Raw genomic sequence first — 14,059 nt, forward strand, 5'->3', positions numbered from 1 at the left:
AGAGGATCAGGAACGTGCACTTTTTTCTAAGATTATCTTTGAAAATGATGCGTCTGCGTAAAACGACGATCAGCGTACTTGTCATTCTGTTTGTGGTACTGTGCTCGACGCTGGCATTTCTGCTGGAACCGGAAACCTTTCAGAACGGGTTTAACGCCTTTTATTGGGTGCTTACCACGATGGCAACCGTAGGTTACGGCGATTATTATGCAGTCACAGTGCCCGGCAAGATACTGACCATATTTATATATATTTTTGGTATCGGGCTGCTGAGTTTAGTAATTGGTAAAGTGATCGAATCGTTTGGAAGTATGCAGCGGCAGAGAGGGGCGGGCAGGTTGAATTTTCGGGGCAGCGGTCAAGTGATCATTATAAACTGGAGCAAAAAAGCGCAATCCGCCATCGATGAGATTTTGTCGTATTCGCCGGAGTCCGAGATTGTTGTCATTGATGATTCCAGTCAGCATCCTGCAGAGCATCTCGAACAGGTGCATTTTATTAGCGGGGACCCGTCAGCAGATGACGTGCTGATGCGGGCCAATATCCTGGAGGCGAAATCGGCGATTGTATTTGCAGACGCTCGGATTGATGAATCGGCGCTGGTGGATGGCAAATCGCTCTTGATTGTTTCTAGCATTGAACGGATTGCACCAAATGTACATACCACGGTGGAGATTGTTCAGGAGAAGCATGTTCAGAATTTCCGCCACAACCATGTGAACGAGTTTGTTCTTTCGCATGATGCGGTTTCCCGCTTAGCGGTACGTGCAGCTCTGCAGGAGGGCAATTCGGATGTGCTGATGCAACTGCTTAGCCGTGAGCATGGCGATGATATATATGAAGTGTCATTGAACCAGGCATGGAAGACTTATGGCGATGCCTTTCAGGATCTGCTGCGGCAGGGAGCGACGCTTATCTCCGATCGCAACGACCTCACCATTAACCGCAAGCTGGATCAGCCGATCCCGCGGGACGCCAAGCTGTATGTTGTCTCGGACGAGGCAACCTATAGGCGGATTGTTGGTAAACTTGCTTGACATTTCGAATTGCCATGGTTTAATATGGCTTAAATATTATGGAAACAATGAAAAGCTATGAAGAGAAGAGTAGTTGAGAAACGTTGTTTGCAGAGAGCTCCTGGCAGGTGGGAATGGAGCAGCAATATTCTTAATGAACAAAGACTCGGAGCTGCGTAAGGAATTGGGCAGAAGGGCTCAAGGATGTTACGACGGGCCTCTCCCGTTACAGAGATAGGGTATAAGCATCGTGATGCCGTACCTGAAGAGGTGGAACTGGTGACAGCTTTCACAAACCGGGGTGGTACCACGAAGCGTATTCTCAAAGCTCTCGTCCTCAAGATGACAATCTTGCGGATGAGGGCTTTTTTTGGTTTTTACCAAACGAATTAGAGGAGGGCTCGGAATGCATTGGTCAGAACGAATCGCGAACGAATTGATCGAGAGGTATCCAGATAGGCAGACCTATGTGTGCGCAGCCGGAATCAGTCCTTCCGGGGCTGTGCATATCGGAAATTTCCGGGAAATCGTGACGGCCTATTTTGTAACAAAAGCGCTGAGAAAGCAGGGCAGGAAGGTTCGGTTTATTTTCTCTTGGGATGATTTTGACCGATTCCGGGAGGTTCCTGCGGGAGTGGACCCGGGGTTTGAGCAGTACATCGGCATGCCCTACGTGGAGGTCCCATGTCCGTTCGGATGTCATGCTTCCTATGCGGAGCATTATGAGAAGGAGTTCGAGCTTGCCTTAGCCGAATTCGGGATCGAACCCGAGTTTATTTATCAGAGCCGGGAGTACCAATCCAGGCGGTATAATTCGCTTATGCTTCATGCGATCCGACACAGGACGGAAATTTACGATATCCTGCATGCCTTCAAAACGGGTGGAGCCCATGACCAAGAACGGGCTGTTTATTATCCAGTACAGGTATACTGTGAGGAATGCAGAAGGGATACAACGACGATACAGCAATTCGATGAGCCCACGGAAAGATTGGGTTATGCCTGCATCTGTGGGCATCGGGGCACCCTGTCGATCCTGCAGGCAACGCATATGAAATTGCAGTGGAAAATCGATTGGCCCATGCGCTGGAAGATGGAAAATGTCGCCTTCGAGCCGGGAGGCAGAGACCATTCGTCGGAAACAGGCAGCTACAATGTATCCAAAGTGATCTCGGAGAACATTTTCGGAAATCCAGCGCCTTTCTATGCGGCCTACGAATTTATAAGCATGAAGGGGAGCCATGCAAAAATGTCCAGCTCTTCCGGCAGCAACTATACGCCTGGGGACCTGCTGAAGGTGTACGCGCCTGAGAATATTCTGTTTATGTTTGCCAAGTATCAGCCGAATGCACCCTTCCATATCGGACTTGATGAAGATGTGATCCGTAACTATACCGAATATGAGCGTTACCGCAATCCTGCTGCTTCTAAGGAGTTAAGCCCTGATATTGAGGCTGCACTCGAGCTCTCCATGCCGGACAGCCATCCGGGCAGGGCTCCCAAATTCAGCCAGCTATCCGGCATATTGCCGCTCGTGAATTTTGATTACCGACTTCTGCAGGAGCTATTGCATCGAGTTGGTGAAAGTTATGCGAAGGAGCAGCTCGAACCCACCGCACGGCGAGCCGAGTATTGGATCAAACACTGGTATCCGCAAAAGCTGATTACCGTGAAGGAGCACCAGGATCACCAACGGTACGAGACGTTGGATTCATTGGAGCGGCAATGGCTTCACACCGTATGCGATCTGCTGAAGGATGCCGAGCTTACTGGATCAACACGAATGGAGAAGATCTATGCGATCTGCCACCATGATGATAAGAAGATGATGAAACAAAATCAGAAGCGTTTGTTCAGTCTTATCTATCAATTGGTCCTTGGCCGCGATGAAGGTCCCCGTATGCCGATCTTGATCGAGGGTGTCGGCGTGCATCGAATGCTTGATCTCCTGAATTTTCAGAAATAAGGAGGACGGGCTTTATCCTCGGGGGGAGGTACAATCGACTTGGTCACAAAGACGTGGGCAATTCATCAGATGTCCGGGGAACTACAGTGGATTTCAGGGTCGGATGTTGCCGATGTCTAAACGATGAATCAACTAACGCCGCTGGCGCTTATATAGGGGCGGGTAGAGGAGTGGAGATATTCGACATTTTGGAGGTGAAGGTGACATTTGCCTGTAGAATAAACGGTAATCAAGGTAACTTTTTCAACCTCATAGCCTTGCAAACAGACCCGCGAGACTAATTATCGGGTCTGTTTTATGTTGTCATGCCCGGATTTGTGTAAATTTTTAAACTAATTTATGTAAACTACTGTTAAGTAATCGAGACCTAAATCATCAAAAATAGGCGATACTTACCACTTGATCCTGATAATCAAATCTATAGAATATTACCCAATCCCGGTACAGGACTCTGTTCTCATTTTGTATAAAAGGCTAATATTGCCAATCCTTTACAGAATGCGGTTCTCAGCCGTTTTTTTATACGACTTTGGTATCAATTTTGTCATAACTATGGATAATGATGTAAAAATGACCGGAACTTTAGCAATTTTTCTGCGTTTAATATTACGATTCACGAAAATTTTCTGAAAACGGTCTGAACACGCTGTACTCCTTTCATGGGATAAAGTCATACAGGCTACAGCTTCTTCGGGGCCATGCCCGTTAGCTACACGTAACTAACATCATCTTGTGAAGTTGTCAAATGACAAGGTTGAAGAGACGGCGATGCATGATTCGGGGGAAAAGTTATGGGAGTGTTAAATCCGCTTCTTTAAGACTACTGTCGGTATTAGAAAAGTTGGTAAAGAAGGAATATGGTATCGGGAACGCATCGGCTATAGAATGACGAGTATAGCTCACGTCATGAACGTCGGTGCAGCAATCAGCATGTCATAGAAGGGGCAGGTGAGCAACGAAGACGATGAGCAGACGAAAATGGTGGGTAATCGCAGCGCTTTGTACTATAGTGCTTCTCTGCGGTGCCGCTGTAATTCTAGGATATCTAAGACCGTCATTAAAAACGTATGCGGATGCGGACGGCGTGAAAATGAAGTTCAAAACCGAGGGCACCTCTTTATTGGAATATGAAAACAAAGAGGTTTGGAATGAGGTTTTTGCCAAAGGCGTGAATCTGGGTGCAACGGTACCGGGGCATTATCCTGGTGAGCTGCCGGCAACGGAGGAGGATTACCTGCGTTGGTTCAAGCAGATTGATGACATGGGAGCAAACGTCATCAGGGTCTATACGGTGCACAATCCGGTCTTTTACTCGGCTTTGGTGAAATATAACCGTGATAAAGGCGAAGACCCCCTGTACTTTATGCAGGGCATCTGGTCGCCGGAGGAGCAGCTGATCGAGCGTCAGGATGCTTATGACGAGGAAATCGTCCAGACGTTTAAAGCCGAAATATCCAAGGCAGTCGCGGCTGTCTATGGGGATATAAACGTAGAGCCCAAACATGGGCAGTCGAGTGGCAAGTATAAGGTCAATGCAGGCAAGTACCTGATGGCCTGGCATGTGGGTACAGAGTGGGACCCCGCCATGGTTGAGAAAACAAATACGGTACATAAGGATGTTCCTCAATACGAGGGCTCCTATTTCTCGGGGACGGAAGACGCAAGCCCCTTCGAGAATTGGCTGGCATCTTTATTGGATTATACGGCTACCGAGGAGCAGAAGTATGGCTGGCAGCATCCGATGACATTTACGAATTGGGTCACAACGGATGTGCTGGAGCATCCCGGTGAACCGCTGTTCGAGGAGGATCTGGTGTCTGTGGACGCGAGGCATGTCACACCGGTGAATTGGGAAGCAGGATATTTTGCGGCTTACCATGTGTATCCGTACTATCCGGATTTCTTCCGAACGGACGAAACATTGCAGACCATTCCTGATGGAGACGGGGAATACAACACATACAAAGCCTACCTGCGCAAATTGAAGGCGGAGTTCGAGGATATGCCGATCATGGTCACCGAATATGGCGTGCCGTCATCCATAGGCGTTTCACACCATGGTCCTGGAGGGAGGGATCAAGGCGGACATGATGAAGCAGAGCAGGGTCTAGTCAACGTCTCACTAACCCAGGATATTTACGATGAGGGATATTCCGGGGCAATCCTGTTCATGTGGCAGGACGAATGGTTCAAGAAAACATGGAATACGATGCCTTTTGAAATCCCAGCAGACCGCCGGGCATTCTGGTTGAATGTGCTGACCAACGAGAAGATGTTCGGGGTTCTGGCCATGCAGCCGGGTAAAACAGAGCAGATTACAATTGACGGCGATTTGGCTGACTGGGATAAGCTTCCCGATGGGGAAGTTAAGGCCTGGTCCGGAACGGCTCCGGGGGTGAAGAGCATGAGGCTGACTCATGATGAAGCCTATCTGTACATTGGCATGGAGCTGGGCGAGGTGTTTGACCCTGAGCGTTCGAAGCTCTTCATTGGAGCGGACACGATTCAAGGCGGAGACATCCCGGAGAAGGAGCTGGCAGGACGAACGCTTACCGGCGGAGCTTTGGAGACTTTGATTCAGTTAGGGCAAGAGGACGAGTCCCAGGTAACCATAGCGCCATCTTATGACTTTCACAGCCGATTGTACGGCGAAGAAGGGTATTGGATGCTGCCAGGGGAGGAAGCCAAGGGCACGAAGAATGATCCTGTAGTACCGGGTGGATCGTTTCACTCCTGGAAGCTGGCGATCAGCCTGCTGATGAATCCCCCGGACACCCGTTTCTCTCATCCGTTTGTGGATGAAACCGTAGGAATTCTCAAACGGGGGACCACCGATCCGGAATCTCCGGATTTCAATTCTCTTACAGCGTGGCAGTATCAAGGACAGTTCATTGAGATGCGAATTCCTTGGATGCTATTGGGATTCGGAGACCCGAGCTCGCTGCAGGTTGTGGATTATACTCCGCTTCAAGACAAGCGCTCATTCAGCACCGTGACGGCGGATGGAATTCGCTTGGCACCATGGATTGCGGAACGCTCGAAGCAGAACGGGGCTTCGGCAGCCGAATCGCCGGAGGCTATAAACCTGCAGGATATCAAACCCTATACATGGGAGCTGTGGGAAGCCACCAAGTACAGTGAGCGGTTGAAGCAAAGCTATTACGATATGCAGGAAATCTTCACCCGCCTGCCTGAACCGGGGCGGCAATCAGATGCTAAATAAAAGGAGGAGCCATCGGATATGTTTTCAAATTTAGCCATGGCGTACGTATTCATCTATGTATGTCTCGGCCTCATTGCAGCCGGCATTATCCTGTTGTTCCAAATGAAGATCAAGCATAATGCCGAGCAGAAAGAAACGGAACGTTTAAAGAAAAAGTACCATGATTACTTTGTGTATGTGCAGACCCATCTGCATGGCGATATAACGCCAGAGCTTCCGCCTGGCAAACTGACCCCGGCAGAACGCCGGGTCATTCAGGCCAAGTTTATGGAATGGATCGAGCAGTTCAAAGGGGATGCCAGAGAGAAGCTGCTTCGCTTGTGCAGGGATGCCGGATTTGTGGAGGCCGATATCCGGGCACTGTCCAGCCTGCGGAAAGACCGCCGAATCGAGGCGGCCTACCGGCTTGGGGGGATGCGTGCCGAAGAGGCGGTGCCGCAGCTTCAGCATATGATGAATCGCATGAAATACGGTCCCATGACCATCATCATTGCGCGGGCAATAGCCAAAAGCGCGGTGCAGTCCCAGCAGATTCGGGAGATGCTGTCGAAGCTGCTCTCGTACGATAAAGCCATCCATCATATGGCAGCCGATATTTTGCTCGAGACCCGGCTGGATTCGGCCAGCCTTATGCGTAAGCTTCTGGATGATCCGGATCCGGGACTGGTCAAGGTTTCGCTCGTTGCCATGTGGGGGCAAGCCATTCCGGCGGTCGTTCCTGCACTGGGCAAACTGGTGGGATCCGAGGAGAAGGACGTACGCGCAGAAGCGGTCAAGCTGTACCTTAGCTCCAACCCTGCCCTGAAGGATGACACCATTGAGGAGCTAATGAATGATCATGCGTGGGAAGTACGTTCAGCAGCAGCGAAGGCGCTGGGACGGCTTCATGCCGCAGGCAGCATTCCGCTTCTGGCTTCTGCCCTGAAGGATGACAATTGGTATGTGCGTAATCATAGCGCCGAGAGTCTTGCCATGCTTGGAGAACAAGGCTTCGAGACACTGTGTCAGGCTGCGTTGACAGGAACCGGTCCGGCAAGGGAAACGGCACTGTACCGGATCGAACGGATCATGGCCAAGGAAGGCGAACATGAACAAGTGGAGCAAATGGTTGCCTATAACAAAAGAAAACTGGTGTACGATCGTTATTTCGGTGTTCAACCGAGTAAGCGCATCGGCACCGTTGCAGGAGTAGGAGGGGATTACACTGCTTAGAGACATCCTGCTCACTTACGGCATGGTGGCGATATATTACGTCATGGCCGTTAGCGCGCTTTATTTTGTAATTCTGTTGTTCTCTTTCAGAAATATCCGGGATATTTTCAGACGGGCTAATTACTCAAAATACAATACGCTGTCCGGCTCCGAGCTGGTACCATCCGTATCCCTGCTGGTTCCCGCTTACAACGAAGAGCTGACGATCGCAGAGAATGTTCGTTGTCTGATGACACTGAATTATCCCACGTACGAGGTTATTGTCATCAATGACGGATCTTCCGACGACACATTGCAGGTGCTGATTGAGGAGTATGGATTGACGCTGCTGCCAAATCCGGAGCTGCGCGGGAACATCCATACCCATAAGATGCGCGGGATTTATTACAACCCCCAGTATCCGCAGTTATACGTGATTGATAAAGAGAACGGCGGCAAGGCGGATTCATTGAACGCGGGAATCAACCTCTCCCGTTATCCGCTGATCTCTTCCATTGATGCGGATTCATTGCTGGAGAAGGATGCGCTGATCCGGATGGCCCGGATGTATATGGAGAACCCGGAAGAGACGGTGGCCATCGGGGGAGATGTTCGAATTGCCAACGGCTGCGTGATTGAGAACGGAGAGGTTAAGGACGTATCCTTGCCGCGCCGTATGTGGCCCATGTTCCAATCGATTGAATACCTCAAAGCTTTTCTGGGGGGACGAATCGGCTGGAGTCATCTTAACGGGCTTATCATCGTCTCCGGAGCCTTCGGCATGTTTCGAAAAGATTATGTCATTGCCGTAGGCGGCTATCGGGGCGGTTATCCCGGAGAAGACATGAATATCATCATCAAGCTGCACCGCTATATGCTGGAAAATAAAATCAAATATCGAGTCTCCTTCTGTCCGGAAGCAGTGTGCTGGACGCAGGCGCCGGACAGCTACAACATATTGTCCAACCAGCGCAAGCGCTGGGGACGGGGAAATTTGAAGAACATGATCGAGAACCGCAATATGCTGTTCAACCCGAAATATAAAGTCATGGGATTGCTGACAATGCCCTACAACGTTATTTTTGAAGCGCTAAACCCTTATTTCAGAATCACGGGCCTTCTGGCTCTGCTTGGATATGTAATGCTGGATATGACAAATTGGCAAGTACTGGTCGTGTTTGGACTCGTCAACTTCTTAAGCGGGTACCTGCTCAGTGTAGGCGCCCTCATCCTGGAGGAGATGGCCTTCCGGCGGTATACCAAATTGTCGGATCTGGTGAAGATGCTTCTCTTCTCGGCACTCAAATTTGTGGGTTACCACCAGTTGGGCGTGCTGTGGAGGGTACAGGGGCATATTCAATACATGCAAAACAACAATTCATGGGGAACCATGACCCGGCAGAGCTGGAAAGACAAGAACGAGGCAGCCTGACATCAAGGCCCGGTTCATGTTTTTACAGCGTCAAACCATAAAGAGAGGTGGGACTTACAATTATGTCTCAATCCGCAACATTGCAACGCGTGCAGGCCGTTGATTTCTACGGCCGCCTGGAGGAGGAAGTGAGAGGACACCGAAACGGAACAGCTTTGCTGTTTCTGTACTGTGCTGGCGATCCGTCCGGAACGGATGCTGAGCTGACGGAGGTCCAAAGCTTTGTGGACCAGCTGTCCGGTGTGAACAGCGAGGTTCTGCGAGATGTCAGTACCGGCGTCTTGGCCCTTACATTGCCTGGGTATACGCTGGATGCCGCCCACTATCAGGCACTGCTCTTGAAGCAGCATCTTCAGGGCCGGCTGGAGCAGTCGGATCCGAGAATTACGCTTGCAGCGCTTACTGAAACACCGTCAACGCAGACGATGAAGCAGATGGCGGAAGCGGCTAGGCTCAGCACCTCTTCGGATATTCATATATTCACGCAGGAGGAAGCAGACCGTGATCAGAGTCGAATTCTTATTGTGGATCAGGACGCCACGGTGAGAGAATTTTTGCAAATACGTTTGGCCATGCAAGGCTATGAAACACTCGAAGCGGTGGATGGCTTGGAGGCTCTGGATCTTATCCCGAAATGGGAGCCTGATCTTGTGCTGACGGAGCTTAATCTGCACGGCATCGATGGTTTGCCCTTCATTCATCATATCCAGCAGCTCAAGGTGAAGGAACCGCCAAAGATTGTTGTATTGACCGAGAAGCGTGTGGAGCAGACCATCAGCCAGTGCTTCCAGAACGGGGTGGATGATTATGTAACCAAGCCGTTCTCGCCGGTAGAGCTGGATGCCCGCATCCGCCGGTGCCTTCATTAAACACATGGTTATTAACGTCTTTAGCTTGATGAGGAATGTTTGAATGAAGAATGGATACGTGATTAGTTGAGCTGAGAAGTTCTTTAATCGCAAGGAGAGAGTTCAACAAACGAGGTCTATCCTTTAGCCAAAAAGTGAGACGATAGACTAACAGACTATACATCCGATGGAGGTTGAATACTTGTGAATGAGGAATACGAAACTTTATTGAGTGCCATTGAGAATAAGAAAGCTGTTTTGGGTGTTGTGGGGCTGGGCTATGTAGGATTGCCGCTCGCCGTAGAAATGGTAAGACAGGGATTTACGGTGATTGGAATCGATCTCGATTCAGACAAGATTGATCGAATCTATCGCGGAGAATCCTATATCACGGACATCTCGTCCGAAGAGCTTGCAGCCTGCATGGAGACCGGACGCTTTAAACCAACAACGGATTACAGCATGATTACGGTCATTGATGCGGTTAGCATCTGTGTGCCGACGCCGCTCAGCGAGAACCAGGACCCGGATACATCCTACATTACAATGGTAGTCGATCAGCTCAAACGCTTCATGAAACCCAATCTGTTGATTACTCTGGAGAGCACGACTTATCCGGGAACAACCGAGGAGCTGATCCAGCAGCAGATCGAAAAGCTCGGTTACAAGGTCGGTCAGGACTTCTACCTGTGCTTCTCGCCGGAACGGGTAGATCCATCCAACAGCCGGTTTAATACACGCAATACGCCGAAGGTGATCGGCGGAACAACGGATGCTTGCCTTAAACTGGGCGAGGCGTTGTACAAGCAGTACGTGGAGACGGTTGTGCCTGTCAGCAACCCCAAGGTTGCGGAAATGTCCAAGCTGCTAGAGAATACGTTCCGCAGCGTGAACATCGCCTTCGTGAACGAGATGGCCATGATGTGTGATCGCATGGGCATTGATATCTGGGAAGTAATTAATGCGGCAGCAACCAAGCCTTTCGGATTCATGCCGTTCTATCCGGGACCGGGCATCGGCGGTCACTGCATTCCGCTGGACCCTATGTACTTATCCTGGAAGGCCAAGGGTTTCCGTTTCTACAGCAAATTCATCGAGCTGGCGCAATCCACAAATGACAATATGCCATACTATGTGATCAACAAGACGGCTACGATTCTGAATGAGTATGCCAAATCGATTAAGCGCTCCAACATCCTGCTGCTTGGCATGGCGTACAAACCGGACATCAGCGATTTGCGCGAATCGCCGGGACTTGAAGTATATGAGCAGTTTAAGGAGAACGGCGCCTATGTGGAATATTACGATCCGTACGCTAACAGCTTTGTGGACAAGCATGGCACAACGATCCGCAGCGTGGAGTATGACCTCACCAAATTCAGTCGTTACGATTGCATTGTGCTGATCACGAATCATAGTAATCTCGATTACCATTCCATCGCTTCCGCGGGCGTGCCGATCCTGGATACGAGAAATGCATTTAAGGCGTATGCCGAGCCTCATATCTACAAGATTGGCCATTCCGTTCAGCATGTTGCCGAGCCGGATGAGGCCGTCTTGATCTGATGAAGTGGACGAGAAGACTGAGGTATATAAACGCAAAAGCGAAGTTGATCATCCTGGTTGCCAGCATCTGCCTTTTGCTGCTGATCCTTTTTCTTCTTCCGTCAGGCAAGGTGAATCAGAACAAAGCCACTTGGCTGTGGGATGCAAGTCTGATCCGGAGTGAAACGGAGGAGATTGTAGCCTTTAGCGGGAGGGAAGGAATTACAACGATTTTTTTGCAAATCCAAAAAGAGGTTACGGAAGAGGAATATCGCCGCTTTGTGGCGGCTGCGCATCAGAAGGGCATCAGCGTACATGCTTTGGGCGGGCAGCCGGATTGGGCTTATGGGGAAGGCCAGGGTCAAGGGATGGAGCTGTTAACCTGGCTGGACGAGTACAATCAGGCTTCTGCACCTGAGGAGAAATTTGAGGGTGTGCAGTTCGATGTCGAGCCCTATGTGCTAAGGAGATGGGACCGGGAACAGGTGCAGGTCGTGGAAGAATGGAGCGCGAACATGAAAGTGTGGGTGCAGGAGGCGGAGCGTCAGAACCTCCCGCTCAGTGCCGCCGTTCCGTTCTGGCTTGATTCCATACCTGGACCGAAAGGCGAGAATTCGGATTCGTTCAGCCGCTGGATGATTCAGAATACGGATGCAATTGCCGTTATGGCTTACCGGGACAGCGGGGAGCAAATGTATGAATTGTCCAAGGAAGAGCTGAAGCAGGCGGACGAACTCGGCAAGTCCGTCTGGATCGGCATGGAGCTTGGGGATACGGAAGAAGGGGAGCATTTGACCTTCTTCACCAAGAGCGAGCAGGAAATGGAGGATGAAGCCCTGAGCGCCGCCAAGCTTGGCAGCGACCATTCCTCCTTTGCAGGCCTGGCTGTCCATCATTACCAGGCTTGGGTTCACAAACGGACGGCGATGGTCGAGGAAAAACGGTGATTTTGTAGTAAGCCCGGTCCGTATTCCGGGTTAATGTGCAAGCAGCTTCATATCATTCACTCATTCAACTTTCAGCGTACCCCCGGAAGGTCTTCAGAGATCTTCGGGGGTATTTTTTATGCGTTTTTTGAATTGTTTAGAAATTGTATAGAATTGAATTTTATAATGAATCATCAAGTCTAGGAGGATGAAAGATGATTCAAAAGCAGTGGATGGATCGAGAGAATAGGTATAATGAACCATATATCCCTCAATTTGGTTAGAGCCATCTAAAAAAAGAAAAAAAATACCATGAATTCTTTAAAACAGCTGTAGCAATTATGGACGGATGGTGTTATATTCTACTGGTTTGTTCAGGATGACTGCATGACAAAAGTCCCGGTTTGAAATATAGAAGGAGTAACCAGATGAAAAGAGTTTCTATTAAATTCCGAGTTCCATACATACTTTCGAGAATGACTGCACTATTCATGATCCTGATATTATTGGGAGGCTGTGGTCTATTTGGCGGTAAACCAGCCTCTAATGAAGGAACCGGTCCGATGGCGCCCGCGCCGAAGGTAGATCGGTATACCGGGGAGAAGAGCAGGGAGATCCCGTATGTATACACAGACCAAAAAAGAATTGGCACTTACTTTCAATGGCATGGGTGATAAAGCGACCATGACCGCTCTGATCGATGAACTGGATGCGTGGGGGATCAAGGCAACTTTCTTCCTGCCGGGCATGAGAGTGGCGGAGGAGCCGGATATTGCCAGCGCCATCTTGGCCAGAGGTCACGAAATCGAGAACAATACACTGAACCAACTGGATATGAACAAGCTTGATTATGACCAGATCTATAAGGAAATCAAATTGGCGAATGACGTTATCAAGCGGGAAACCGGAGCAGAGCCGCGCTATGTTCGGACACGCTCCGGCGATTACCCTGCCGATGTACCCCTGGCGGCTGCGCATCTCGGCATGAAGGCGGTTGTGAGTTACAACATCAACCCCAAGGACCGTAATATGCAGAGTGCGGAAGAGATCGGAGAGTATGTGGCCAAATTCATTTCAAGAGGCGGTATTATCTCGATGAATACCGACGTCAATCCGGAAGTGATCTCATCTATTCAATATATAGCCCAGGCAGCAGATGATATCGGGTATCAGCTTGTTACGTTGAACGAGCTTGTTGAGAATGGCGGAGAGCGCAAACCGCTTGAACAGATTCCGGGATACGACGCAGCCCGAATCAATCCGGATTATCAACAGGCGAAGTATGAACTCGTCTACAAAGTGGATACGAACAAAAAAGAGGTAGCCTTGACGTTTGACGATTTCGGAAGTGACAAAACGGTGACCCGCATTCTCGATATTTTGGCAGAGCATGATGTAAAGGCCACCTTCTTCCTGCGGGCAAAAGGAGTGGAGAGCAACCCGAACCTGGCACGGGCGATGGTAGAAGGCGGCCATGATGTGGCCAACCATTCCTATAGTCACCCTGTTGTTACTTCGTTAACACCACAAGAGCTGCAGGAAGATGTGGTCAAGGCCCATCAGGTCATTACGGAAGCCATTCAACAACAGCCCGTTATGCTGTTCCGTCCGCCAACCGGCGTGGTAGATGATGAGCGGGCGAAAGCGCTGGCCGCTGTCGGTTATCCGGTGATTGCCATGTATGATGTGACAACGCTGGATTGGGACATTTCAAACAGTGCGAAAGATATCGTGAACGGAGTTATGACCAAAACGGAACGAGGCAGCGTCATCTTGCTGCACATGCTGGATGATATTCACACGATAGAATCTCTGCCAAGCGTGCTGGAAGGCCTGCAAGGCAAGGGATACACGTTTGTTAAAATGGCGGACATGATGCAGCAAAACAAGGCCGCAACGGAGATGGAATAAT

8 protein-coding genes and 1 pseudogene are annotated in these 14,059 nt (G+C 49.9%); all 9 read left to right on the forward strand.

Annotated features, from left to right (window positions below; all coding sequences use genetic code 11):
- Positions 1-14 precede the first annotated feature (14 nt).
- The 9 genes and pseudogenes from PVOR_RS11285 (at position 15) to PVOR_RS11335 (ending at position 14,058) form a co-directional block, all read left to right on the forward strand.
- A complete protein-coding gene (locus PVOR_RS11285) occupies positions 15-1,037 on the forward strand; it encodes a potassium channel family protein (protein ID WP_006209300.1) in 1,023 nt (340 codons plus the stop codon).
- Positions 1,038-1,422: 385 nt separating this feature from the next.
- Positions 1,423-2,982, forward strand: a complete 1,560-nt coding sequence (lysS, locus tag PVOR_RS11295; RefSeq protein ID WP_006209302.1) for a lysine--tRNA ligase — start codon at positions 1,423-1,425, stop codon at positions 2,980-2,982.
- Between the two features lie 964 nt (positions 2,983-3,946).
- Positions 3,947-6,205: a hypothetical protein gene (locus tag PVOR_RS11305; RefSeq protein ID WP_040680492.1), complete on the forward strand. Its 2,259-nt coding sequence runs from the start codon at positions 3,947-3,949 to the stop codon at positions 6,203-6,205.
- 18 nt (positions 6,206-6,223) lie between these two features.
- Positions 6,224-7,417, forward strand: a complete 1,194-nt coding sequence (locus PVOR_RS11310; RefSeq protein ID WP_006209305.1) for a HEAT repeat domain-containing protein — start codon at positions 6,224-6,226, stop codon at positions 7,415-7,417.
- 22 nt (positions 7,418-7,439) lie between these two features.
- Positions 7,440-8,828: a glycosyltransferase family 2 protein gene (locus PVOR_RS11315; RefSeq protein ID WP_152825183.1), complete on the forward strand. Its 1,389-nt coding sequence runs from the start codon at positions 7,440-7,442 to the stop codon at positions 8,826-8,828.
- A 62-nt stretch (positions 8,829-8,890) separates the two neighbouring features.
- Entirely contained in the window at positions 8,891-9,697 is an 807-nt protein-coding gene (locus tag PVOR_RS11320) for a response regulator transcription factor (RefSeq protein WP_006209307.1), read from the forward strand.
- Between the two features lie 183 nt (positions 9,698-9,880).
- The gene (locus PVOR_RS11325) at positions 9,881-11,242 is read left to right on the forward strand and encodes a nucleotide sugar dehydrogenase (protein ID WP_006209308.1); all 1,362 of its coding nucleotides are present in this window, start codon (positions 9,881-9,883) and stop codon (positions 11,240-11,242) included.
- Positions 11,242-12,168 (forward strand): hypothetical protein, encoded by a 927-nt coding sequence (locus tag PVOR_RS11330; RefSeq protein WP_006209309.1) that lies wholly within the window; start codon positions 11,242-11,244, stop codon positions 12,166-12,168. The genes PVOR_RS11325 and PVOR_RS11330 overlap by 1 nt, the downstream gene beginning before the upstream one ends.
- 407 nt (positions 12,169-12,575) lie before the next feature.
- Positions 12,576-14,058: pseudogene (locus PVOR_RS11335) on the forward strand (polysaccharide deacetylase family protein).
- Position 14,059: the final 1 nt, after the last annotated feature.

This window comes from Paenibacillus vortex V453 (genome assembly GCF_000193415.1).
Taxonomy (GTDB): domain Bacteria; phylum Bacillota; class Bacilli; order Paenibacillales; family Paenibacillaceae; genus Paenibacillus_AQ; species Paenibacillus_AQ glucanolyticus.

Coding starts and splice junctions, on each gene's coding strand:
- lysS (WP_006209302.1), top strand. CDS start 1,423: ATGCATTGGTCAGAACGAATCGCGAACGAATTGATCGAGAGGTATCCA.
- PVOR_RS11305 (WP_040680492.1), top strand. CDS start 3,947: ATGAGCAGACGAAAATGGTGGGTAATCGCAGCGCTTTGTACTATAGTG.
- PVOR_RS11310 (WP_006209305.1), top strand. CDS start 6,224: ATGTTTTCAAATTTAGCCATGGCGTACGTATTCATCTATGTATGTCTC.
- PVOR_RS11315 (WP_152825183.1), top strand. CDS start 7,440: ATGGTGGCGATATATTACGTCATGGCCGTTAGCGCGCTTTATTTTGTA.
- PVOR_RS11320 (WP_006209307.1), top strand. CDS start 8,891: ATGTCTCAATCCGCAACATTGCAACGCGTGCAGGCCGTTGATTTCTAC.
- PVOR_RS11330 (WP_006209309.1), top strand. CDS start 11,242: ATGAAGTGGACGAGAAGACTGAGGTATATAAACGCAAAAGCGAAGTTG.